General features: G+C 40.0%; 24 protein-coding genes. 20 read left to right on the plus strand and 4 right to left on the minus strand.

The features are described 5' to 3' along the window. Positions 1-37: 37 nt before the first annotated feature. A complete protein-coding gene (locus ACIFPW_RS07505; RefSeq protein ID WP_430243203.1) occupies positions 38-880 on the minus strand; it encodes an MFS transporter in 843 nt (280 codons plus the stop codon). 392 nt (positions 881-1,272) lie between these two features. Between ACIFPW_RS07505 and ACIFPW_RS07510 the strand changes: the two genes are divergently transcribed. From ACIFPW_RS07510 to ACIFPW_RS07550, 9 genes are all read left to right on the plus strand, one after another. After that, complete coding sequence (locus ACIFPW_RS07510; protein WP_430243205.1) at positions 1,273-1,572, plus strand: DUF2207 domain-containing protein; 300 nt, start codon at positions 1,273-1,275, stop codon at positions 1,570-1,572. Then, complete coding sequence (locus ACIFPW_RS07515; RefSeq protein ID WP_430243207.1) at positions 1,535-2,905, plus strand: DUF2207 family protein; 1,371 nt, start codon at positions 1,535-1,537, stop codon at positions 2,903-2,905. The genes ACIFPW_RS07510 and ACIFPW_RS07515 overlap by 38 nt, the downstream gene beginning before the upstream one ends. 487 nt (positions 2,906-3,392) lie before the next feature. After that, positions 3,393-4,580 (plus strand): M14 family zinc carboxypeptidase, encoded by a 1,188-nt coding sequence (locus ACIFPW_RS07520; RefSeq protein WP_430243209.1) that lies wholly within the window; start codon positions 3,393-3,395, stop codon positions 4,578-4,580. A 68-nt stretch (positions 4,581-4,648) separates the two neighbouring features. Beyond that, entirely contained in the window at positions 4,649-5,701 is a 1,053-nt protein-coding gene (locus ACIFPW_RS07525) for a M14 family metallopeptidase (RefSeq protein WP_430243210.1), read from the plus strand. Positions 5,702-5,977: 276 nt separating this feature from the next. Next, positions 5,978-6,772 (plus strand): SDR family oxidoreductase, encoded by a 795-nt coding sequence (locus tag ACIFPW_RS07530; protein WP_430243212.1) that lies wholly within the window; start codon positions 5,978-5,980, stop codon positions 6,770-6,772. 39 nt (positions 6,773-6,811) lie between these two features. Next, the gene (locus ACIFPW_RS07535) at positions 6,812-8,284 is read left to right on the plus strand and encodes an FAD-binding oxidoreductase (protein ID WP_226615572.1); all 1,473 of its coding nucleotides are present in this window, start codon (positions 6,812-6,814) and stop codon (positions 8,282-8,284) included. 10 nt (positions 8,285-8,294) lie between these two features. Then, a complete protein-coding gene (locus ACIFPW_RS07540; RefSeq protein ID WP_430243213.1) occupies positions 8,295-9,728 on the plus strand; it encodes an FGGY-family carbohydrate kinase in 1,434 nt (477 codons plus the stop codon). 16 nt (positions 9,729-9,744) lie between these two features. Beyond that, complete coding sequence (locus tag ACIFPW_RS07545; protein ID WP_430243215.1) at positions 9,745-11,043, plus strand: MFS transporter; 1,299 nt, start codon at positions 9,745-9,747, stop codon at positions 11,041-11,043. Between the two features lie 323 nt (positions 11,044-11,366). After that, positions 11,367-12,083, plus strand: a complete 717-nt coding sequence (locus ACIFPW_RS07550; RefSeq protein ID WP_283153450.1) for a MurR/RpiR family transcriptional regulator — start codon at positions 11,367-11,369, stop codon at positions 12,081-12,083. A gap of 64 nt (positions 12,084-12,147) precedes the next feature. Here ACIFPW_RS07550 and ACIFPW_RS07555 read toward each other — a convergent pair whose 3' ends face one another. Together ACIFPW_RS07555 and ACIFPW_RS07560 are read right to left on the minus strand one after the other, a co-directional pair. Beyond that, entirely contained in the window at positions 12,148-12,486 is a 339-nt protein-coding gene (locus ACIFPW_RS07555) for a hypothetical protein (protein ID WP_430243216.1), read from the minus strand. Positions 12,487-12,611: 125 nt separating this feature from the next. Next, positions 12,612-13,211 (minus strand): hypothetical protein, encoded by a 600-nt coding sequence (locus ACIFPW_RS07560; protein WP_430243218.1) that lies wholly within the window; start codon positions 13,209-13,211, stop codon positions 12,612-12,614. 295 nt (positions 13,212-13,506) lie between these two features. Between ACIFPW_RS07560 and ACIFPW_RS07565 the strand changes: the two genes are divergently transcribed. Next, the gene (locus ACIFPW_RS07565) at positions 13,507-13,827 is read left to right on the plus strand and encodes a hypothetical protein (RefSeq protein ID WP_226615567.1); all 321 of its coding nucleotides are present in this window, start codon (positions 13,507-13,509) and stop codon (positions 13,825-13,827) included. Between the two features lie 214 nt (positions 13,828-14,041). Here the strand turns inward: ACIFPW_RS07565 and ACIFPW_RS07570 are convergent, their stop codons facing one another. Continuing rightward, entirely contained in the window at positions 14,042-14,527 is a 486-nt protein-coding gene (locus ACIFPW_RS07570) for a MarR family winged helix-turn-helix transcriptional regulator (protein ID WP_226615566.1), read from the minus strand. 166 nt (positions 14,528-14,693) lie between these two features. Between ACIFPW_RS07570 and ACIFPW_RS07575 the strand changes: the two genes are divergently transcribed. The 10 genes from ACIFPW_RS07575 to ACIFPW_RS07620 all read left to right on the plus strand — a co-directional run bounded on the left by ACIFPW_RS07575 (position 14,694) and on the right by ACIFPW_RS07620 (position 25,140). Next, on the plus strand, positions 14,694-16,346 hold the full coding sequence (locus ACIFPW_RS07575; protein ID WP_430243452.1) for an alpha-keto acid decarboxylase family protein: 1,653 nt from the start codon (positions 14,694-14,696) through the stop codon (positions 16,344-16,346). A 240-nt stretch (positions 16,347-16,586) separates the two neighbouring features. Continuing rightward, positions 16,587-18,038, plus strand: coding sequence for a cell wall-binding repeat-containing protein (locus ACIFPW_RS07580; protein ID WP_430243221.1), 1,452 nt, complete (start codon positions 16,587-16,589; stop codon positions 18,036-18,038). 127 nt (positions 18,039-18,165) lie between these two features. Continuing rightward, positions 18,166-19,431 (plus strand): LysM peptidoglycan-binding domain-containing protein, encoded by a 1,266-nt coding sequence (locus tag ACIFPW_RS07585; protein WP_430243223.1) that lies wholly within the window; start codon positions 18,166-18,168, stop codon positions 19,429-19,431. Between the two features lie 316 nt (positions 19,432-19,747). Beyond that, the gene (locus tag ACIFPW_RS07590; protein WP_430243224.1) at positions 19,748-20,221 is read left to right on the plus strand and encodes a sigma-70 family RNA polymerase sigma factor; all 474 of its coding nucleotides are present in this window, start codon (positions 19,748-19,750) and stop codon (positions 20,219-20,221) included. Then, positions 20,222-21,172: a hypothetical protein gene (locus ACIFPW_RS07595; RefSeq protein ID WP_430243226.1), complete on the plus strand. Its 951-nt coding sequence runs from the start codon at positions 20,222-20,224 to the stop codon at positions 21,170-21,172. Between the two features lie 15 nt (positions 21,173-21,187). Beyond that, positions 21,188-21,724 (plus strand): DUF6241 domain-containing protein, encoded by a 537-nt coding sequence (locus tag ACIFPW_RS07600; protein WP_430243228.1) that lies wholly within the window; start codon positions 21,188-21,190, stop codon positions 21,722-21,724. 24 nt (positions 21,725-21,748) lie between these two features. Further along, entirely contained in the window at positions 21,749-21,940 is a 192-nt protein-coding gene (locus ACIFPW_RS07605) for a hypothetical protein (protein WP_430243230.1), read from the plus strand. 239 nt (positions 21,941-22,179) lie between these two features. After that, a complete protein-coding gene (locus tag ACIFPW_RS07610; protein WP_430243232.1) occupies positions 22,180-23,265 on the plus strand; it encodes a plasmid pRiA4b ORF-3 family protein in 1,086 nt (361 codons plus the stop codon). Positions 23,266-23,432: 167 nt separating this feature from the next. After that, positions 23,433-23,687, plus strand: coding sequence for a hypothetical protein (locus ACIFPW_RS07615; RefSeq protein WP_430243234.1), 255 nt, complete (start codon positions 23,433-23,435; stop codon positions 23,685-23,687). Positions 23,688-23,901: 214 nt separating this feature from the next. Next, positions 23,902-25,140 carry a multidrug effflux MFS transporter gene (locus tag ACIFPW_RS07620; protein WP_430243235.1) on the plus strand — a complete coding sequence of 413 codons (1,239 nt, stop codon included), beginning with the start codon at positions 23,902-23,904 and terminating at the stop codon, positions 25,138-25,140. The last annotated feature ends 224 nt before the right edge of the window (positions 25,141-25,364 follow it).

Below are 25,364 nucleotides of genomic sequence, written 5' to 3' on the forward strand. Positions count from 1 at the left end.
AGGACTCTGCATTTTTCTGTTGCAAAGGTCTGCACTTCTATATTGCAATAAACAGAAAACCCATCCAGCAGAATAATTGAACGAGTGTAACGGTCCAAAATACTTTTGGAGCGCTTCCAAGTAATTTAAAAATGTTTACCTTTTCTTTCGTCGATTCTTTCGAAATACCGTGATAAACTGCGAACTCATCTGGAGTATACTCTTTTACTTTCCATACTGTTATTAAACTACAGATGATGAGGACGCCTGCACCAACATAAAATGAAAGGACGACAGATTGTGGTACAACGCCTTTTGGGGCGCTGTTCGAAACGCCGATAATCGTTAATAGAAACGGGAAAATACTAGCTAACACAGCACCACTATTTGATAAAAAGCTTTGGATCGAATACACAAATCCTTTTTGTTCTTTGTTCACCATGTCCCCAACCATCATCTTAAATGGCTGCATGGCCATGTTTGATGAAACATCCATAAATAGAATGGCAATGGCTCCAAACGTCATGGCTGTTACTGCAGTAAATCCGAAACTACCCGAATTGGGCAAGAGACACATGACAATGACAGCAACTACAGCTCCAACGAGTAGATAAGGAATTCGTCGACCAAGCCCTGGAATCCAGGTCCTATCGGAAAAATAACCAACTAAAGGTTGGACAACTAATCCTGCAAGCGGAGGTAGGATAAAGAACAAACCGAGATTATGAGGATCTGCCCCAAGGGTTTGGAAAATGCGCCCCATATTCGCGCTTTGTAATGAAAAGGCCATCTGGACCCCTAAAAATCCGAAGCTAATTAACCAGATTGTAGTGAGGGGGAGAGCCGGTAATTCTTTTTGATATCTTTTTTCATTCGTTGTGGCAACTTGTTCTTGTAACATAATTTCCTCCTGTATATGTATGGCGTATAAATAAATGAACATAGATTATGCAATCGCTTGCATGAGAATTAAAAAATAAATGCTGTACTCACGAATGGTTCCGATCAGCCTTCTGTAAAGTGAATTAATCGTGATAACGCTTTAGTTATAAGCTTTATACCTCACTAGGATCGTGAAGTAGTAAAGGAATGCATCATTAATATGGTAAAGCGTTTTCTTTGAATAGTATATACTAACCTTTTACATTTACGCAACCGTTTGCATTGATGTTATTGTGAAAAATAATGGTTTAATGTTAAAACGATTTCTAAGCTGAACGTAATGAATTTGTAACTTTTACCTATTTTATCCGTATATAAAAGTGTAAATGTACAGGAAAGAAGGTTACGTCTATGAAAAAGGTGCTATTTTTAGGCTTCTTTCTTTTTATCTTACTCATTCCTGTAAATGTATGGGCGGTTGAATTTTCAATTGAAGCGACCGATATCACTGCCCAACTACACGAGGACGGTCAGGTAGATGTAAAAGAAAGTCACACGTATGAATTTGATGGAGATTTTAACGGCATTACAAGGAGACTTATCTCGAAAGAAAAGACGACAATTAAGAACTTCCAAGCTACTGAAAATGGGAAGGAACTTAAGGTAGAGAAAGATGGAGATGTTTATAAAGTATACCGTGGGTGGCTCTGATGAAACCGTGACTGTCGACATCACCTATACGATTACTAATGGCGTGGAACGATTCGAAGACGTCGCCCAGTTTTATTATCCTTTTTTTGACGAAAGCAATGAAACGACATACGAAAATATGACGATAACGGTTGTACCTCCCATACCTGCTGATGTGAAGGCAGCGTACGGATATGATGAAGCTTATGATGCTGTTGAAACGATTGATGAGGGGACAGTCGTTTTCAATCTCGGGGAAGTATCGAGTGAGGAAAACGGCGATATTCGCGTTGCATATGATGCCTCACTTTTTTCAGAAGCAACTTTGACAGCTGAAATGCCAATGCTTGATGACATTCTTGCTGATCAAGAGAAAACGGACGCGGAAGTAACTGCCGAAAGGGAGGCGAGAGAGCGTTGGGGTGGGGTTGCTCCTGTTATTGTTGGTGGATTGCTTCTAATTGTAATTGGATTGCTCGTTCAAGCAATCAGAAGAAAGAGGTTGACTGGGATTGAGATTGAACGGCAGATTAGCGGAAATGGTCGCTTTCCAGATACAGAAATGAGCTTGCCTGCGATTCTATTGTTTACAGGAGGTAATCTTAAAGCATCAGCGGTTATTGCTTCGTTACTTGAACTTGTTCGAAAAGAAAATATCAAAAAGATATCAGATGAAGAGTTTGAACTAGTGAATAGAGATACTGATTTTAAGCATGAAACTAGATTAATCGAATGGCTATTTGATGATATTGCTTCAAGTCATATCTTTCACGTGAAGGATCTGGAAAGCTATGTGGAAGAGAAGAAAAATCATGAGAAATATCAAAGAAGCTTTTCAGGCTGGAAAGAAGCGGTACGGAGAGAGTATAAGCAGTATGATCTGACTGAAAAAGCAGTGAAAACCCGTTGGATTTCAGGATTAGCCGCACTTGGATCCTTCATAAGCATCTTCTTGTTTGCTTATCATGAACTGTTTCTCTGGATGCTTCTGGTTAGTTTGCTTTTCCTTTTCTTTCTCATCTTTCCCATCGCCTACCGACCGTTAAATGAAAAGGGAAGAAGAATTATGGAAACAGTGACGCCGCTAAAGGTCAGCGATCAATGGAAAGAGTGGGATCAGGATGAGCAAGTTCCGGCTCTTCTATACCAAATTGGAGCAGGGAAGCGAAAGATGTCCGCTCAATTTGCTTCTACGTCACAAAATAATGATTGGATGATTTACCTACTTTTAGCTGAAACGTTTCAGTCAGGCTTTGAGAAAGCAGATCAACATACTGCCGTATCAGCAGCTGGTTCTAGCGGTGGCGGTGGATCAGGCGTAGGAGGTGGGGGAGGAGGTTCAGGGGCGTTTTAGAAAAAGCCCACTGAAAAAGAAATCGTTTATTAAAATTAACTTACAAGATTATATAGAAAAACCAGGGGCTAATCTGTTAATTGATTAGTTTACCTGGTTTTTTTGTGGATTTTTGAAATTCATTTATTAACTTTCGTTTATCTGCTTTATGTGATGAAAGACAAAAGAAAGATGGGCATCACTTTTTAGCTACCTGAAATCGTAAAATCGGAATATTTCTATTAACAATATGATAGCAAATCCTAATGACAACGAAGAAGAACACGGTGATGAAAGCATTGAAATTTGCTTGGTGTTGAAGAAATCACAATCACCGTCAAATGTCCTTTTCTTTTTTATAACGATGTTAAAATCCCCCATGTAAATCGACCTATTTTCCCCATAACCCTTAGTCCAAACGTTTCGTTTTCGCCAGATTTAAAAGGGAAGGAGATGGAAATCGAGAATGACGGAGTGGTAGAGTCTTTAAAAACGGAGGAGGAATGAGATGAATCGAAAGAAAAAGGTAACGATGTTGTGTAGCACGCTGATATTGACATCAGTATTTGCTAGCCCTACGATGGCAGCGCCGAACGCCAAACCAGTGCAAGCGCAAAGCCAAGAATACTCGATCTCTGGTTTTATTAGTCATGCGGAGCTAAGTAAAAAACTTCAGCAAATTGATAAAAGCAGTCAGGGACAGGTTAATGTGGAGGTTGCAGGTTACTCCAATCAAGGCCGTGAAATTTATAAGGCGACAGTTGGATCGGGTGACAAAGTCATTTTAGTGCAAAGCGAAATCCATGGAAATGAAAAAACGGGTACCGCAGCATTGTTGAATTTACTTCAAAAGCTTGGCTCGAATTCGTCAGAAGCAAAGAAAATCAGGAATGAAGTGACGATTGTCGCTATGCCGATGGTGAACCCGGATGCGACAGAGTTAAACCGACGGGGAAATGATATGTCGTGGAGTGAAGTTGTGGAAGATTTCCCTCAGCTCGCTAGTGCGTCGCCATCCTGGAATTACTACACGTATACGAACCAATATTGGGATTATGCTTCGAATCCCGGATTTGATGTGAACCGAGATTTTAATCCAAATCTTAACTATGAGCCACAACCTGAAGATTTTCCAAATAACTCTTCAAATCCAGGCTGGTACATTACTCCTGAATCCCAAACGGTTCGTGATGTTTACAAAGGGTTGTTGAGTGAGTATGGAGTAGTCGATGTGTTCGTTGATTTGCATCATCAAGGCGAATATTTTGTTGAAGGTACTGATGATAAAGTGACGCTATCGATTTCAGGGGATTTTGTTCCTGATCCTGAAAGTGAAGAAGGCTCGAAATACAGCGAGTATGCTGATACATATGATGGCGATTTTTCAAAGCGGTTAAATGTTGCTGCTTATAACGCGCTGCAAGAACGAGGGAATTCCCCATTTGATCATATCAGCCTGTATCCGCAGAATCTTGATTTGCCTGGTACTGCACTTGGTTCCTTTGCACTTAATGGAAGCGGCGCAGTGCTGTTTGAAGTAACTGGTCAAACGCAAAGCTATGGTCAGAAGGAAAAAGGAAGGCTGATTAAGGCCGTTGAAATTGGACTTAATGGCATTATTGACAGCGTAGTGAGCAAAGATGTTTATGAAATTGACCCTGAAGATTATGATAGCATCCCACTAACAAAACGATAGTCCATTTAGATACAGAGGTTTGTAAGCGGAAACACAATTAATCATTGATGAATTATAGGAGGATAAATATGAAGAAACAAATTCTTACATTAACAGTAGCTGGAACGATGCTTGTGTCTGGTTCCTTTTTAACAGGGAATACGGCTTTAGCAGGAGATAACGGACCGAATGGACCGAACTATGGTGGCAATGAAACGATAAAAAATGAGCGACTGCATTCTTATGAAGAAATGGTGAGCTTTTTAGAAAAAGTCGATAAGCGCTCTGTAGCGTTGGAGCTTGAAGTGTACGGTCAGTCGGTTAAAGGGAGAGATCTTTACCTTGCTAAGTTTGGTACCATGAACCCAGATAATCCAACAATTCTATTCTTAACACAGCAGCACGGAAATGAAACGTTAACGACGGAAGGCGCTCTTGAGATGATTAAGTATTTATCGTCGAATGGAAACAACGTGCAGAATATCCTTGAGAACGTGAATGTGCTGATTGCACCGCGACTTAATGTCGATGGGGCAGAAGGTGATGTGAATTTTTCCTTAGAAGACTATGTTTCTGGTACGCATACACGCTATAACGCCAACGAGGTTGATCTTAACCGTGATCATGTGGATCGCGAGCAGCCTGAAACACAGGCGCTACACGAGAATGTGCTACAAAAATATTCGCCGGATTATATGATTGACCTTCATCATCAGGGGACACAAACAACGTTAGGCGACACGGGCGAACTTGTGTCTGGTTCTATTCTTTATCCTACAAACGAAGATGTTGATCCAGAAGTAGTTGAGCAGTCTAAAGAACTTGGATCCGTTGTTTATAACGCGGTTGAAGCCAAAGGATATGGCCTACTTTCGAAGTATCCAGGAGGAAGTGCGCCAACAATTAGCCGAAACGGACTTGCGATGGAATATGGCATTGCCACGCTTCTCTTTGAAATGCGAGGCATGGCCGATCATTATCGCGATGACTATGTTCTCGGGCAGAAGAGCAATGGTTATTTAATTCAGCAAGCGGTTACGGCAATGAAAGCGAGTCTAAATGCACTGGCAGATGATTCGATTGATTCAGCAGATACTACATTCTGGGATACTCTTCCCGAAAGTAATTATGATGGGGAGTAAGAAAAAATTACGCTATAAAAAAAAGGCAGTTTAAATGAAAGAGACAAACCTATTAGGGATTTAATAGGTTTGTCTCTTTTTTCTTGTTTAAATGAAAAAAGAGGTGAGAGGGTAATGAATTTCACTTATAAATCAAGAAAATTTTCCTTGATTTATAAGTAAAAAAGAATAAAAAGAGAAATTTTTCTGAAAACGCTTGATTTTAATTTTGTGGAGGATTAGAATGAACCTAGTTAAAGAAAAGATAAAATTATCTGAAGGGTGGCACAACTTAGTATGAACCCGGAACAAAATAAGATCACTGATTTTAATATGGATTTTTTTAATCTTAAAGGAAAAGTTGCCATTATTACTGGGGGCAATTCAGGGCTAGGACAAGGATTTGCGCTTGCCTTAGCGAAGGCAGGAGCTAATATTTTTGCGGTTAGTATGGAAGAAGATGACGATAGAACGAAGAAATTAATTGAAGCAGAGGGCGTTCAATATCATTTAATGCTTGGAAACTTAACTGAAGAAGGCGTCTGTAAGCAGATTATTGATAAATGTTTAAGTGTTTTTGGAAAGATTGATATTCTCGTCAATAATGCGGGCATTAACATCAATGAACCTGACGTTACGAAGTTCTCTAGACTACAGTGGGATAAAATGGTGTCGGTAAACTTAAATGCTCCATTTGAACTGTCTCACGAAGCAGCAAAACATATGATTCCACAACAAAGCGGAAAAATCATTAATACGTGCTCACTGTTCTCTTATCTTGGTGGACAATGGTCGCCAGCTTATGCAGCCACAAAGCATGGTTTGGCTGGATTTACAAAAGCGTATTGCGATGAACTCGCTCAATATAACATTCAAGTGAATGGCATTGCGCCTGGGTACTTTGCAACGGACGTGACAAAGAACACGCGAGAAAATCCTGAAAGCAATCAACGCGTATTGGATCACATTCCGGCAAATCGCTGGGGGAACATTCAGGATCTTATGGGAGCGGTTGTTTTCTTGGCATCTGACGCTTCTAACTATGTAAATGGAACTTTACTTAATGTCGATGGTGGTTACCTCGTACGATAAATTCTATTAAAACATCATAATAAAAAAGGAGAATCAATTATGAAAAACCTATTAGAAGAATTAAAATCTCTACTTTCTGAGGATCAAATCGTAACAAATGAAGAGGCGCTCTACGATGCATCAGCTGATCGCTATAAGAAATACGCAAAAACGAAAAATGTACTTGATGTTCCAGCACCACTTGCGATCGTGTTTCCTCATTCAACGGAAGAAGTTAAAACGCTTCTCATGTTCTGTAATGAAAATAATATTAACGTGATCCCTAGAAGTGGGAAAACAGGCACTGAGGGTGGACTTGAGAACTGGAAAGAAACGACGCTCGTTATTGACGGTTCTAAGATGAATGAAATTATTAAAATGGATACGTACAACATGCAGGCTACGGTTCAGTCTGGGGTGAAGCTTCAAACGCTTGAAGATGAGCTACGTAAATTGGGCTATACGACTGGTCACTCACCGCAGTCCAAGCCAGTTGCTCAATATGGTGGCCTTGTTTCCACAAGAAGTATTGGTCAGCTTTCCACTTTGTATGGTGCGATTGAAGATATGGTTGTTGGTCTTGAGTGTGTATTCCCAGAAGGACAAGTTTCAAGGATTAAGAATGTTCCTAGACGTTCTGGTGGCCCGGATATTCGCCACATCGCAATTGGGAACGAAGGTGCACTTTGTTATATCACAGAAGTAACAGTGAAAATCTTTAAGCACAATCCAGAGAATAATGCGTTCCACGGCTACTTGATTAAAGATGTTGAAACTGGGATCAAAGTGCTACGTGAAGTCATGGTGAATGGTTACCGTCCATCTGTGGCGCGCGTTTATTCTGAAGAAGATGCAAGACAGCATTTTAAACATTTTTATAATGATAAGTGCGTTTTGATTTTCATGGCGGAAGGTCCAAAAGGAATCGTGGAAGCGACTAACGCAGGTATTGAAGAAGCAGTTGAAAAGTTCCAGTCAGGAATTGTTGAAAAAGTAGATTCGTCGCTAATTGAAAACTGGTTCAATAACTTGAACTGGGATGAAAGCCGTATTGAGCGCGAAATTCAAGATATGATTGATCACAATACTCATGATGGGTTTACAACAGAAGTGTCGGCTGACTGGGAAAGTATTCCGAAACTTTATAACAATGTTATCGAACGGATTAAAAATGAGTTTGATCGTGCAGATGAGCTAACGATGCTTGGCGGTCACTCTTCTCATAGCTATCTGAACGGAACAAATATGTATTTTGTTTACAACTACACAATTAACTGTGCACCAGAAGATGAAATGCGCATTTATCACCACCCGATTCATCAAATCATTATTGAAGAAACGTTGAAGCTTGGCGGATCTATGTGTCACCACCATGGTATTGGGAAGTATCGTTCTGAATGGACAAAAGAAGAGCACGGTTCTGCATACTATATGCTTGAGAAGTTGAAAGAAGCGTTTGATCCAAAAGGCATCATGAATCACGGAACGATTTTCCCTCAACCTAGCGAAGTGAAAAAGTATATTAGAGGCTAGGAGGCAAATCATGGCGAATCGATACATCATGGGGATTGATAATGGATCACAAAGTACAAAAGTAGTGATCTTTGATTTAGAAGGGAATGAAGTCGCTTATGGTTCACAGGCGTTAAGGGAAACCTTAACACCTGAACCAGGCGTCGTCATTCACCCAGACGATGACTTATGGGGTAGTGTTTATTACGGTGTGAAAAACTGTTTAGCGAATTTTGACGGTAATCCGAAAGAAATCGAAGCAATCGGGTTATGTACAATCCGATGCTGTCGCGTTTTACTTAATAAAGACGGTGATTTAGCCCATCCAGCGATTAGCTGGATGGATGCTAGATTATCAAAACCGTATGAGCACAAAGACGATCGCGTACAGTATGTGACAACAACTTCTGGCTATTTAGGATTACAGCTGACGGGAGAATACAACGATACGGCTGGTAATCAGGAAGTATTTTGGCCGATTGACCGTGAAACGTTAGATTGGTCGACGGATGACGCCGTAATTGAAGCGAATGGCTTACGAAGAGATATGCTGTTTAACCTTGTGAAACCAGGTGAAAAGCTCGGTTCCATTCGTAATGAGCTTGCAAAGGAATTTGGTTTAAGCGAAGGCATTCCAGTCGTTGCTACTTCGAACGATAAAGCGGTGGAAGTGCTTGGATCAGGTATTCAGAACGACAGTTCAATCATGATTTCATTGGGTACCTTTATTTCTTCCATGTTATTAAGAGACAACTATTATGAGGACGCGAAAAACTTTTTTCCAACCTTTGCATCCATTCCTTTTAAATACGTCTATGAATCTAACGGTATTCGACGTGGATTATGGACGGTTAGCTGGTTTAAGAAGTTAATCGGTGAAGAGCTTGTAACGGAAGCAGAAAAGTTAGGGATCTCGGAAGAAGAGTTCTTGAATCGTAAGGCGGAAGAAGTTCCTGTTGGTAGTGATGGGTTGATTACGATCCTAGATTGGTTAGCTTCACCTGATAAGCCGTATCGAAAAGGATTAATGCTAGGCTTCGATCAAAGACATTCCAGGTACCATATTTATCGTTCAATCCTGGAAGCGATTGCATTTAATATTAAAAACAATATTGATGAGATGTTAGATGAAATTGATGTGGAGCTGAATGAATTAGTCGTGATCGGTGGGGGTTCCAAGAGTGATGTCATCATGCAAATCCTGTCCGATTTATTTGGGTTATCCGTGCATCGGCGGAAGGGAAGCAGTAGTGCCTGTTTAGGGGCAGCCATTAGCGCTTCGAAGTACTTAGGTGTTTATGATGATTTTTCTGAAGCGATTGAGCAAATGGTGAAAACGGAAAAAACGTTTGAGCCGAATGCGGAGAATCACAATTTTTATAAGACCTTAAACGAAACGGTTGTACAGCATGTGAGAAAGCATACGGATGAAATTTTCAAACTTTCTTATCCGATTTTTAAATAAGAAATGGATGATCCTTATGAAATCCAATAATCTGAAACGATATTTTCAATTTATGCTTATAGTGTTAGCGGCAGGTGCTATTTTTCCACTCATTTACCTTCGAACAAATTATCAAGGGACGATATTAGAAGTGTATGGGATGAGTTTATCGCAATTAAATAGCATTTTTTCCGTTTTAGGTGTCGCGTTTATAATCGGTTACTTTCCAAGTGGGTGGATTTCGGATCGGTTTTCCGCTAAGAAACTCATTTCTGTTTCTTTATTTTTTGTAGGATTAGCTGGCATTTGGTTTGCTCAAGTGCCAAGCTATCCAGTTGTCATTCTCATCTTTGCAATTTGGGGGATCTTCTCTGTTTTAACCTTCTGGGCAGCCCATTTAAAACTTGTGAAGCTCATTTCAAAAAAAGAAGAAGAAGGACGCTTTTTTGGGATTTTGGATGGCGGTCGAGGTGTTGTTGAAGCAACACTAGCGAGTATCGCAGTGTTTATCTTTTCAAGAGTACTTGGAACAAGTACAGCTGTAGCGGATAAACAAGACGCGTTGGTGAATGTTATCTATCTGTATTCAGGCGTACTGATTGCAGTTTCTGTTCTGATTATGATTTTTGTGGATGTTGAAGATAACTCTACTAAGAAAACAGAAAAAGATGTGAAAAAAGGACCATCCCTAAATTTAGCGACTTTGAAAAAAGTTTTTGCTAACAAATTTGTCTGGTTACTTGGTGGCATCATTTTTATGAGTTACATTGTGACGTGGACCGTGTATTATTTTGGAGGGTTTTTAGAAACGAATGTTGGAATGAATGCATCAATTGTAGGGACCATCACAGTGACAATGCTTTGGATGCGGCCAATTGGTGGTGTTGTCGGAGGGTTTTTAGGAGATAAATTTGGGAAAAGCAGTATCCTTATAATAGCCTTGGGATTAGCGACACTCTTTTTGACAGCGGTTGCAATATTACCAACAACTTTGCCGAATTTTTACTTTAGTGCATTGATTATCTTAAGTGGTTTATCTGTCTATACGATCCGAGGTCTTTATTGGGCGCTACTAGGCGATTGTGACATTGATGACGAAGTACTTGGTCTATCAATTGGTTTAGTTTCATTTATTGGTTACTTACCAGATATTCTATTACCGCTCGTTATGAGCTTGATGCTTTCATCCTTTGGAGATGCAGGGGGTTACAATGCATACTTCATCTTTAGTGCAGTAGCTGGTGTATTAGGTATCATCATTACGCTAATCTTTAAAACGACAGTTAATCGAAACGTGAAATATACTGAGCAAGAGTCACACCAAAGCGCAGTATAAGAAGCGGAATCTATTCCAATAATAGACAGGCAATCGTAATTTTCGATGAGGAAATTACGATTGTTTATTTTATAGTAATTTTATTCATATAGTTTGCTTAGTGATAGTAGAAATTAAAAGCTTAAGGGGATAGACTTATAGGGAAAAGAAAAACGAGTTGGAATGAAATTAGGTTCCAACTATCAGTTGAAAGAGATTGAAAAGCGTATTAGCTGACTTATGTCATCAATGTTAATAGGATATAACGAACATTTGTAGTTAGCCACCAGTCTTATCGGTAGGGCCTAGGGACTGGAGCAAGAAAGGAAGGGGATGGCAAATAAATGATCAAATTAGATACGGCTAATTTAACTAAATTAGAAGAAGTAGTTCACGGCAAATTATCGGATGTCGTTGCTACAAACGATAAATTGAAAATCATCGATGCCGCAGAGCTATGTGAAGTCTCTCCCTCAAAAGTGTCGAAGCTCGTACGAAAATTAGGCTTCGATAACTTTAAGCAATATAAGCTTTACTTTAGCGGGCAGCAAATCAACCTTGAAAAACAAAAAAAATCAAACGAAATTGAGCGCTTAATGCAGTTCCTAGAAAACTTCGATCCTGCCCTTATTGATGATTTTGTTTCTGTTTTTCAAAAGTATAAGAGGGTGATCATCTACGGTCTTGGCCCATCTTTTATTAGTGCAGAGTACTTTGCGTACAAGCTGACAGTTGTCACAAATAAAAATATTACCGTAGCGCAAAGTGAAGACTTTGCGAGCCGACTGGCAGATGAAGATACGCTTCTGATCGTGCTTTCCGTTACAGGGAAATTCTCATCGTTTGAAAATTTATTTACAGAAACAAAGCAAAACGGTGCAGATATCATGCTGATTCTAGAAGAGTATGTGAACACGTTAAATTCGATGGCGGACTATATTTTCTATTTATCGAAGTTTAATCAGGATAACAGCCTGCTTCCTTTTGAAAAAACGAGAACGGTGTTTTTTATTTTTATTGAAGAAGTCATTGCGAGGATTAGTGGGGGAGGGGCACGGTGAATACGGTATTAGAAAAGCGTCTTACTTCATAGGGGAATGAGGTGAGACGCTTTTTGTGTACAAGTTAAGCAGAAGGAGTATCTTCATAAGTAATCGTTAGACTCTGAACCTTTAGATCATCTGCTTGCCTGTCTAAAGATTTGACAGCCTGTTCAGACTGATTTTCTAAAGCTGTTAGCAGAGTGCGGTTTGTCATTGTATAACGCTCGGTTTCCTCTACCATTGCTTTAACGATTTCGCCTTGCTGATCTTCGCTAATGATAATAGTCCGTACCAAATTTAGAAACTGTTCGTCGATATGGTGAATGTCGTCAATGGCATACTGAAGCCGCTTTTGCTTATGTAATAGACTTGTGGATTCAAGAATTCGTTCTCTTACTGTTAATGAATGTAGTTCTTTCAAAAAAATCCACCTTATAAATTTGTTGTACTTCTTGAGTGAACTCTTTATCGGAGAGATTGCTATACTCCAATTCTGTTATTCTTAGACGAAACTCGCGAGAATTTGATAGTTGAATCGTCATAAGTTTACTCACTTTCCGTAATAAATTTAATGGATTCTAGCCAATGATAGATAGTGGTTTTGTAATCTTTCTTAACTTGATTACAGTCACTGTCGGCATTACCCTTACTACACTCTGAAAGTGTTGTCACTTCAATAGCTCCATTATTTTCTGTGTTCTGAACCATGGCGACTACTCCAAAGTAACCATCTTCATCTTCATAAAAAGCTCTTTGTATAGTGCGTCCATCAAGTTTTTTTTCTTGAAATTGAAGAGGGAGGTCAAAATTTTCTTCAAGCGTTTGCAAGCTAGACTCCATAAATTCATCTTTCATAAATTGATAGTATTTAATATTGATTCTGGTACTGACATTATTATCTTTTAGACCAATACTATATTTTTCAGTACCGTCTTGTACATAATATCCTCTTTCATCTATAACGCCCTCTTGAGGAAATTTCATACTATAAGCACCAGTTTCAGAAAGAAAAGGATAAAATCCTTCTTCTGTTTCGTTAATTGATTGAATGAACCCCTTAGTAAATTCATCTTCAAATGCTTTTACATTCGGCAGTTTCTCTGTATCTACTTTCTCTGGATCCGTTGTTTGATTTTCTTCACTCATTTGACAGCCTCCTAAAAATATAGATAAAACCATGAGTAGACTAATAATTAATCTCATTGTGATCCTCCAGCTTCATATGGTTGTTATAGGGCTCTTATTAAAAGATACAATAGATATCCTTTTCTTGGAATGTAACTGAGAGATTTTTTGTTTGGTTAGCGAAGTAGGGACATTAGTACTGGTTGTGCTATATCTGATTTATTGTCGTTTTGAGGAATGGATTTTTTCTGTTGAGTGTTTTTTCTCCTATTGCTTTCTATACGATCCGGAGTATTTTGGGCATAAGTTAACTATAGTGTCTGATAAGAATATCACCTTAGCCCAAAGTGAAGACTTTGCGAGCCGACTGGCAGATGAAGACACGTTACTGATCGTTCTTTCCGTTACAGGAAAATTTTCATCGTTTGAAATTTTATTTACAGAAACAAAGCAACACGGTACAGATATCATGCTGATTCTAGAAGAGTGCGTGAATACGTTAAAATCGATGGCGGTCTATATTTTCTATTTATCGAAATTTAATCAGGATAACAGCCTGCTTCCTTTTGAAAAAACGAGAACGGTGTTTTTTATTGAAGAAGTGATTGCGAGGATTAGTGGGGGAGAGTCTGAGTAATCTACCTGTAAAAGATAAGCTGTATAAGCGGCGCTTTATAACATATGAAATGACGCGGTTCACTTAAACAAACGTTTGATTAAGTGAACTGCGTCATTTTTTGGATCATATGGTATGTAATAGATGTCTCATTAATAAAAACGAGGAGGTTTATAACAACATTATAAACCTCCTCGTTTTCCGTTATCTATGAAGCCATTTACTCAAAACGAAATCATTTAGACTCCTCTGAATGATTTCTTAATTTATCTTTCCACGCTTCAAACCCATCCCGCTCGACCGATAATTTCTCCATAATCGTTTGCCAGGCATCGACCTGTTCGGGCTTTAGTTCTTGAAAAATGGAAGTGAGGTGCTGTTTTTGTGTGTTGCTCAGCTTTTCCTCTAAATGTTTGCCTTTATCCGTTAGAAACAGCTGTTTAACACGACGGTCGTGTTCCGCTTCTGATGTTGTGACAAGTTCTTTTTCGATTAAAGTTTTCATTGGTCGATGAAGCGCCTGTTTGCTTACTTCTAACAGTGATAATAATTCATTCACACTAAGTCCAGGAAAACGTGCGATGAAAAAAAGAATGCGGTGGTGAACGCGTTGGATGCCGTACTCTTCAATCATAATATCCGGTTCTTCTGTAAACGTTTTGTAGGCGAAGTAAAACATGGCTAACACTTCATTCATTTGTTCGTTCGTTTTTTCCTTCATCACTACCCCCTGAAGCTTTGAACATATCGCATTGATTGTATTTCCTAGTATACCACTGCGTCCTTTTTGCCACCAATAAAGAGTCAACAAGTTTGACCTATATCATTCTGTTTGATATCCTTTTATTAAGTCAACATAGTTGACGTTATTTAAGGAGTGTTCAATGATGCAACAAACATATACAGTAGGAAATTATTTATTAGATCGTTTATCTGAATTAGGGATTCGCCATATGTTTGGCGTACCCGGAGATTATAATCTTGCGTTTCTTGATACGATTCTTGAGGATGGAAAAATGGAGTGGGTCGGAAATGCTAATGAACTGAATGCAGCTTATGCTGCGGATGGATATGCAAGAATGAATGGTGCGGGTGCACTTGTTACAACGTTTGGCGTTGGAGAACTCAGTGCAGTGAACGGAATTGCTGGCGCATATGCTGAACGCGTGCCGGTGGTAAAAATAACAGGCACACCAACAACGGCTGTGATGAAAAATGGATCGCTTGTTCACCATACGCTTGGTGATGGGAAGTTCGATCGCTTTGCGAGAATGTATGAAGAAGTAACGGTGGCGCAAACGACTTTAACGGAAGAAAATGCGGCGCAGGAAATCGACCGCGTCCTGCAAACATGCTGGATGGAAAAGCGTCCGGTACATATTAATCTTCCAATTGATGTGTACAATAAGCCGGTTAACAGACCAGCTTCACCATTAAATTTATCGTTTGAAGGAAATGAGGAAGTGCTGGATGAAATGGTGCGTGAGATTACGAGAGAAGCAAATGAAGCGACTCAGCCAGTCATTTTAGCTGATTATGAAGTGGACCGTTTCGGAGCACGTGAAGCATTGCTTCGTTTTGCAGAAAAAACAGGTTACCCTGTTGCGACGTTAAGCATGGGAAAAGGAGTCTTCCCAGAATCTCATCCTCAATTCATCGGTGTTTATAATGGTGAACTGAGCTCTCCGGAGGTACAAAAACGAGTAGACGAAGCCGATGTTATTTTCCAGATTGGTGTAAAGCTTAGTGACTCGATTACGGGTGGTTTCTCTCATCAATTTACGGAAGAACAGGTTGTCGAGGTTAACCCGTATGGCGTGAAGCGGAAGGAAGCAAAATACGCTCCTATTTCAATGATTCAGGCGATGGATGAACTAGCTGCTCGTCTGGATCGATATGAGGGAGAAGCGGAGCCAACGCGATTTGCAGAGGATGAGGTTTCTTCAAGTTCAAATGAAATCACGCAGAAGTGGTTTTATGAGCGAATGAGTAAATTCTTGAAGAAAAACGATGTCCTTTTAGCTGAGCAAGGAACGTCTTTCTTCGGTGCAGCGACGATGTCTCTACCTGAGGGAGCGCGTTTTATCGGTCAACCGCTCTGGGGTTCAATTGGTTACACATTGCCGGCTTTACTTGGCTCTCAACTCGCAGATACTGAGCGACGAAATCTTTTGTTTGTCGGCGATGGCTCATTCCAGCTAACGGCACAGGAACTATCGACGATCATGCGTCATCGTTTAAAGCCAATCATTTTCCTTATTAATAATGATGGTTATACGGTTGAACGCGCGATTCATGGACCTGAGCAAGTTTATAACGATATTGCGACTTGGGATTATCAAAAACTTCCGCATGCGTTTGGATCGGAGGAGCACTTCACGACGTTTAAAGCAGAGACGGAGGAAGAGCTTGATCAGGTGCTCGCTAGTGCTAATGCAGAAGATGAGAAGCTTTGCTTTATCGAAGTTGTCATGCATCGTGACGATACGCCTGAGCTTCTTTCAAAGTTAACGAAGATGTTTGCGGCGCAGAATAATTGATGGAATGAAAAACGTAAGGAATGAATGATAAGAGAGTTCGAATCATTGTTATTGATGATTCGGGCTCTTTTTTTCATATTTTAGTAGCTCATCTTACTGACAAAGGTAGACATAAATTACTTATATTTATCCTTAATATTTCCTAAGCTTCGACAGAACCTCTCATGGTTTCTGGTTCCTAGTGCCTATATAATTAAGTGGTATTTATGACACTATTTGGGAAAAGCGGGGGATGGTTGAATGAGGAAAGTGGTATTTTATCTAGTTGCTAGTCTTCTAGTATTAAGCGGATTAACGTTGCCGGGAAAAGGTTATGCAGCTAGTTATAGTCATAATGAGTGGAAGAATGAAATTAAGAAGCTGGAACAGGACAAAGGAACTGCTTTTTCGAAAGAAGATTTAAAGAAAATTGAATCACAGGTAAAAGACAAGCTAACGAGTGATCCTAACAAGGTGAAAACACTAACGGATTATTGGGAGAATGAACCGAATGATACTTTCGATCGAGCGAATCTATTAAATCTCGATGATACGGTGTATGGCACGTTTGAATGGGATGATGTTGACATCTATCAACTTGAAGTGAAAAATCCGATAGAATTGGTTGTTTCAGGCGCTTCACAGCGTGGGATTGACCTCGGCTTTCTTCTTGTCGATGGAAATGGGGACGGGTTGACTCCAGATGCTTATGAGATTTACGACGGCGTTCAAGTTCAACTATACGTGATTCCAGAAGGAACTTATTATATAGGAGCTCTTGATTTAAATGGCGGTGGTTCAGATAGCATGTATGCTTTATCTGCCATGAATATGGAGTATATTGATCGCATCTCAGGTGACGATCGCTATGAAACGGCGATTGAGATTGCTAGAGCAGGGTGGCCAAATGGAGCAGATAATGTGGTTCTTGCTACCGGTTCTACTTTTCCAGATGCACTAGCAGGGGCTCCTCTAGCATTCCAAATGGATGCACCGATCCTTCTAACTCCAAAAGCCAAGCTTGATAAGCGCGTAAGGAATTTAATGAAAGAGTTCGGCGTGAAAAAGGTTACGATACTTGGTGGACCGAATGCTATATCGTCAGCAGTAGAAAATGAATTAAAAAAAGATATGAAGTTAACCGTTAATCGAATTCAAGGAGAGAATCGTTACGAAACGGCAGCGGCGATCGCAGATACGCTTCTACCAAATCGAACGGCAGTCGTAGTCGATGGTGGGAACTTCCCTGATGCTCTTTCCATGGCTCCATATGCAGCTATGTACGGTCACCCAATCTTTCTAACGGATACAAATGAATTATCAAAAGCAACAAAGGATGCGATGGCAAGTTATACGAAAACGTACGTGATTGGCGGCCCGAATGCGATTAGTGAGAAAGTGAAAAAACAACTTCCATCGCCAACAAGGATACAAGGAAATGATCGTTATGAAACATCAATAGCTGTTACGAAGAAGCTGAAACTACCAACATACGGCGTCTTTGTAGCGACGGGTGAAGGATTTGCTGATGCTTTGACTGGGTCTGTCTTAGCAGCCAAGTTTGGTGCACCTACGATTCTAACTAAGAAAAATCAACTACCAGAGTCTACTTATAAATTCTTCAAAGAAGAGCAAACGACTGATTATATTATTTTAGGTGGAACAAGTGCTGTTGGACCTGGTGTAGAGGATGATATTCTTTCGTTGGATTGATGGTTGAATGGTGCCTGTCACCGCCCGAAGTATGAAAAGTTATGTCGAAATATAGGATGATTCATGAACTTCTCCTTCCCAAAATACACTAACAGTATAGTCTGCTGCATAATTGGGAGGAGATTCAATGGCGATCCACACAGTAATAATGGGGGATAATCTATGGCGTATTTCAATGACCTATGGTGTCCCAATCTCCACTTTGAAGACAGTGAACGGTCTCGTTTCTGATCGGCTTGTACCTGGCTTGAACTTGTATATCCCCGATCAGGAGTTACCAGAGCGATATTATCAAATTAAAGAAGGAGATACGTTTTGGAACCTTTCTCAAAAATATAAAACATCCGTGCAAGCGATCGTTTCTGCTAATCCTACGATTAATCCGACAACGATTCCAATTGGAGCAAGAATTCAGATTCCTACTATGCAGAAATATCCTATGGAAACCCTCGTCTTCTTTGATGCAATAGAAAGCTCACCTTACTTAGAAACGTTGAATGAATTAGCAGATTCTATAACCTATTTAGCTATCTTCACTTACTCATTCACGGCTGAAGGCGAGCTTATTACAATCGATGATGATCTAATCTTGCGGCAAGCGAAACAGTTGAACATTAAGCCATTACTTGTCATCAGTAATTATGACGTGCAAATGTTTAGTGCGGAGTTAGCCGCTACGGTTCTTCAAAATAAAGAAAGAAGAGCAACACTCGTTCGAAATCTCGTTGCGAAAGTAAAAGAAAAAGGCTATGCAGGAATTAGTATTGATTTCGAATTCGTTCCACCTGAGAGAAGAAATGATTTTACCTCCTTTTTAATGGAGTTAAAGAAAGGGCTGGGCAATCTAACACTCCAGCTCAATGCGCATGCCAAAAGCAGCGACATACCTACAAACCGTTTAGTCGGTTTTCTTGACTACAGGGCGGTTGGTGAGGTTGTGGACATAGTTTCCATTATGACGATTGACTACGGATATGCGATTGGTCCAGCTGACCCGATCTCACCTGTGTGGTGGATCGAACAGGTATTAACTTACGCCACTGGGGAGATCGATGCTCGTAAAGTGATGATGGCGATGAGCCTGTATGGATATGATTGGACGGTGCCGATTCAGTCTAAACCAGCTCAAATGATTTCTGCGCAAATAGCCCAGAATCGAGCAGTCAATGCGTGGATTCCCATTCAATACAACCAAACCGCACAGGCGCCAAACTACCGCTACACCTTTGCAAATACGTCGCACTCAGTTTGGTATGAAGATATCCAAAGCGTCACAGCCAAATACAAACAAATGCAAGTTTATGGTTTGCTGGGTACGACTTACTGGAGGCTTCGCTTTTCGTTTCCGCAGAACTGGGCGTATGTGAAGAAGAATATGCTTGTGCGAAAATAAAAGAGCTATTCAAAATTGTATCATTCGTTCTTTGAAGAGCTGATCATTTGGTTGAAAGAATGTCAGTACTTGAAAACGAAATATCAACTCAAGAACCCCAGGAACCCCCGAACTTCCTGCGGTTCTTTTTTGTGTTGAATATCTTTAGCTAGATAAAATTTGATATTAATTCTGGTCGTAAACTGCTAAAGATGGTATATTTTTGAACCGATAACGAAAGGTAAGTCGTCTATCATACAGGTGAATCCAGGGGGGAGCTAGTTGGGGGGAGAAAAAAACAGACAATGAGTTTGAGAGAAATGAAATCGTTAGGGAGTTGATTGATGACTTTGCCGAGCAGATTAAGCGGCTTGCTTATACATATGTGAAAAATTGGGCGGTAGCGGATGATATTACGCAAGAAGTATTTATTTCTTGTTTTAAAAATATAGATCATTTCAGGGGAGAAAGTAGCTATAAAACCTGGTTGTTTAAAATTACGGTCAATCGATGCAAAGATTATTTGAAGAGTAAGTGGTTCAGGTCGATGGTTCCTTTTCGTGGGGATGAAAAGGTGGAGGTGGCGGCTGGTCTTGATGAGATACTCGTTCAAAAGAGCGAAGGGGAAGAGATTTCTCAGAAGGTTCTTTCGCTTTCGGTGAAATATCGAGAAGTGGTTATATTGTTCTATTATGAGGATTTAAGTCTTCAGGAAATAGAAGAATTAACAGGTATTAAAACAGAGACGGTTAAAACAAGATTAAGGCGTGCTAAATTGCAACTTCGTGAGCTTTATAAGGAGGTTGATTAGATGGAAGACAAGCTGAAAAATCTTCGTAAGGATATGGATGGAACGGTATTGAAGAAGGGCGAGGTGAGTGAGAGGGAGAAGGAGCGGATTTATTACACCGTAATTCATAGTCGTTCTTCCAAGCGGAAACCAAGACGATTGGTCCCAGCTCTATCTTTCGTTACTTGTTTACTTTTGGTATTTATTCTTGGGTCTAATGGAGTTGCTAATTATTTTGGAACAGAACAAGGGCTGGAAAAAGAAGAACAAGAACAACCAGATTTATCTGTTGGTGATGATGAAGTAGAGAAAAAAATGGAGAATGAACAAGCTGAATTTGATAAAAGGAAATTTCCTGATGAGCATTACCAAAAAATTTATGACTATTTATTGAAATGGGAGTTGCCAGAAGAAAATCGCATTTCATTGGAGGATTCAGAAATTCCGTCCAATATTGAATACGAGAATGGTTATAGTTTTTCGAAAGATACTGGATATATTTCGAGTATTAATTGGGGGCAAAGAGACCCTGAAGTTGACGATCAACCTCTTCCGACAGAAGATCAATATATGGGCGTCGTTATGGGATATATCAATGAAAAGGCAGCTGACATAGAAGTCGAACTTTTATCGCCTCCTGTCGTGGGAGTCTATAATAATGAAGTTGATTTTAGGTGGGTTGTGAACGTTGATGGTATTAAAGAAATCCATGATCGGAGTGCGTTAGTGAGAGATCGGATGGAACTAGCGATGAACTATTCGGATGAACTTCCGGCATTAAAAAGCGAGATAGATAAAATCTATACAAAAGCGGACACTCTTGCAAACGACTCCGCATCTCTTGAAGACGATAGCATTGAGAAAGCGAGAGAAATTGAACAACAATATGTCGTCCTTAAGCAAAGTATCGTTAACCTGGCTGGAATCATAGATCTAGCACGAAAAGATAAATTGAACGAACAATCATACTAAGGAGTTGTCCCAAACATGCCATCCACTAAAACAATACTGATTTCAATCGTATCAATCGTCCTTTTGGCTCTTGGACTTGGCTATTGGTTTATCTCAGATATGAATACAACTTTACTAGAAGACAAAGGCGTAACTGAAGCATCTGATGAGGGCTCAGCAGAAGCGGCAGATGAGATTGATCATGAACGCTATATTGATGATGGATCGGATTCAACAGCGAATAATGATATACCGAGTGAACAACATTTTATGAACACTCTTCACGGCATGACACATCAGAAAGTTTTTGCTGATGAAAAATGGACGCTTGTTGAAATGACCGATGAGCGTATTGACGACATGCTCGCCATTCTGGATCAAGTCGAAGGTAAGGGAGAATATGAACATTACGATTTATATGAGCAAGCGTTAATGAAATGGAAAAACGGAAATTTTGAAAATGCGGTCTACGTTCATAACGAGCTCTGGAGCTTGAATAACGGGTCAGTCGGAAAGGCGAGTCGGTTATTGTCTGCTGATGAAGAGCAGGTATTTGTTGATGAGCACTACTAAACTAAAGAAAGGATTGAGAGATAAATGATGAAACTAGAAGTTTCCGAAACAGAAAAGTCCGTTTTTCTCGATGGATTAAGGTTGTGGTACAACAAGGAAAGTGGAGCAATACACCTAAAGGTACCTGGGGTGAAGGAACTTCATTATGTAAAAAAAGGTTCAGACCTGTATGAGCCGTTGCTTCAAGAGGTTAAGAGGGTTTCAGAAGACGATTAAATGAATGGTGCGGGAGTTAAACAAACGTTTGTTTAACTCCCGCTGTTTTATTTTATGTAAAGCAGTGGACTGGTTTGAGTTACAGGGGGAGTTAGAGCGGAATACTAGTTTCATTCATAACGATATAAGTCATTCGCCATTTGACGAAACACTTCTGGAGTTAGAGAATGAATACATGAAGCGAGATTTACTGACTGAGTGGGTCTTTTTCTAAATGAACTTTAAAAAGGAGCTCTTACATGCTAATTCAATGCACCAAAAAACTATTAGATGAAGTGAAAGGCGACGTAGCGATAGATGTAGATGAGGAACCTTTACATTCTTGGCATGCTAACGTCATTAAGCTTGGACGGAAAAAGGTAGTGGTTCTCGTTAATGATCAAAATCGCTATGCAATTGTACTATATGGTGTAAAAGCGAAAGACTTTAAGCAATTGGATCAGCTATTGCTTAAAGGAATTGAACGAGTGTATGCGGCAGAAGGGATTAAGAAAGAGATTATTAATCAAGTCGTTCAGAACGCAGGACAGACGACTTATGCCAAAACTAAAAATCCCACGACGGTTGCGAGATTAAACAAAGCTTGTGAAAACGTGGAATTCGGTGAAGATATGATTGACCCTGATACAATTATCCAAGAAGAATTGAGTCAATGGGTTAGCAATACGTTGTATGGAAACGGAAAGAATAGCTACATTGTACCAAATGAGGAATTGTACAAAGACTTAGAAGAGCTTTCAGGTGGGGAGATTTTTAGTATAGAGGCGGTAGTTCTGAAGGTAACGCTGCAACTCAGGGATTATAATGTATGGCGAAGGTTAAGAGTACCGACGAATACAACCTTTTCGAGTTTCCATAGAATTTTACAAACCACTTTTGGGTGGATGAATGCTCATCTTCATGATTTCATGATTTATCCTTTGGAAGCAGATAAACATAATAATCGTCCACTGATGAACTTAGTCAGTAGTAAGCATGCTTTTGACTTTCAAGGAGAAACGCCAATGGCATTAGAGGGAGGAAAGAAACTTTCGGATTATCTGCCTGCTAGCATGGTGTATACCTACGATTATGGAGATTACTGGGTGCATGAAATTGAGGTAGAACGAATCATTCAAAATTCAGATTTAAATTATTCTGTCTGCCTTGATGGGGAAGGGAATGCTCCTCCTGAAGATGTAGGTGGAGAAGGTGGATTTGAAGAATTCCTCCAAATTGTTAATGATGTGAATCATCCTGATCGTAAGGATATGATGGACTGGGCTATATCCCAGGGGTATAAGTCGTTTGATAAAGATGTTATTAATCGGTTGTTGAAGAAATAATGACAATTCGAAAAGGTATATTAAAGCATCTCTGGGTCACTTCCAGGGGTGCTTTTTAGTTTGATAGAAACGAGTCCTTAGTGCCTTCTTTCGTGTTAGAAGGTTGTTATTCACATCCAGTTAATTACCAGTTCGTGTTAAAATAATAACAAAAAAGAGGTGCTATCATGAATACAAAGAGAGACAGTGGGATTAAAGTGGCCGCCTTCTTAGTGGGTTGGATGATTCTTATTTTTGGAGTAATCACTGGCATCATTGTGTGGAATGTATCTCAATCCTGGTTTGGTGGTTTGAACGTTATTGGGAGTAGCTTATTCTTTGGGGTTATTCTGCTTGGACTGTCTCAGATCATGACTTACCAGGAGCAACAGCTAAGTGAAACAGAAGAACTAAAACGTATGATAAAAGATCGGCGAGAATGAAGAAGGTTAGTTCATATATGAGTGCTAAGGGGTAAAAGGAGTGAGTCGGTTCTAAATAAGTAGGGGTTAAGGATACGCTGAACTCACAAATTCATTAGCTCTTTTCAGTTACTCTTCCCACTAAATTCTTCTTCAAGATAATAAAAAACTTGACCCTCCAGTTACTGGAGGGTTTATGATTGTTCTGTTATAAGATATTGAGGGGAGAGCAATTATGAAACAAGAAGAATTAACAGCGACCTCAAGCGGCTCAAAGAAATCCATTTATTTCTTTATTTTTATACTTGGTGCTCTTAGTGCGTTTGGTCCTTTAACAATTGATATGTATTTACCGGCACTTCCTACGTTGGCTGATGATTTGCAAACCAATGCGTCTATGGCACAGCTAAGTTTAACAGCTTGTTTAATTGGTTTAGCGCTGGGGCAAATCGTGGTTGGACCATTTAGTGATATACAGGGAAGGCGTAAGCCACTCATCATTTCACTAACTATTTATACGATCGCTTCGTTACTTTGTCTGTTTGTGACGTCGATCTGGCCATTCATTGCCCTTCGTTTACTTCAGGGACTTTCAGGTGCAGCCGGAATGGTGATTTCAAGAGCGAGTCTACGTGATAAGTTCTCAGGAACAGAGATGACGAAGTACTTTGCGCTACTTATGCTTGTGAATGGAATTGCACCAATAGCTGCGCCAGTTGCAGGCGGACAGCTTCTCCAATTTTTATCATGGCGTGGTGTTTTTGGCGTATTAACTGTAATCGGCGCCATTATGTTTTTTGCGGTTCTATTTGGATTAAAAGAAACACTGCCTGTTAATAAGCGAAAAACAGGAGGGTTCAAAGAGGTTCTTCAGACGTACGGACTTCTTTTTAAAGATAAAGTCTTTTTCGGTTATGTGCTCGTACAAGGATTTGTGATGAGTGCGATGTTTGCGTACATTTCAGGTTCCACATTCGTGCTTCAAGAAGTGTATGGACTATCTGCTCAAATGTTTAGTCTTGTTTTTGCGTTGAACGGCGTTGGACTAATCATCGCGACCCAAACTACAGGAAGACTCGCCGGAAAAATTGGGGAGAGTCGCCTGCTTGTTTACGGTCTATCGCAAGCTATGATCAGCAGTATTTTATTGCTAATGGTGATTGCAATGGATGCACCTGTTATCTATGTTTGCATTCTTTTGTTTTTCACCGTCTCAAGTGTAGGTGTGGTGAATACATCCGTATTTTCACTAGCACTTGAAAATCAAGCTGAGCATGCCGGAAGTGCTTCAGCATTACTTGGTTTATTACCATTTCTTCTCGGTGCTATTGTTGCCCCAATTGTAGGATTAGGGGAAGGTGGTTTATCAATGGCTCTTGTGATTGCAGCATGTGAACTGATTGCCGTAGGAGCATATGTCTTTCTTGTTAAAAGGAACAAGAAAGTGTATCTTGTTGCGAAAGAAGCAAGTTGATGGAATGGGGTAAGACTGCTAAGCGTAGCTTAGCAGTCTTATTTTTGCTGTCGGTGGTGCGGTTGCGGCTCGCGGTCGGCTCGCGGTGCCTGTCACTCCCCGATATTTGTCGAAGGCTATTCTTGCTCTTTCGAGAATATTATTTAGTGCGGATGAAGGCATTGTAAGGATCATGTCAGCTCTATTAATGTTTTGTAAAGAATAGCCATTATCCCTCCACAGCG

The sequence above is a fragment of the Pseudalkalibacillus sp. NRS-1564 genome (assembly GCF_050467905.1).
Lineage (GTDB): Bacteria > Bacillota > Bacilli > Bacillales > Guptibacillaceae > Guptibacillus > Guptibacillus hwajinpoensis_B.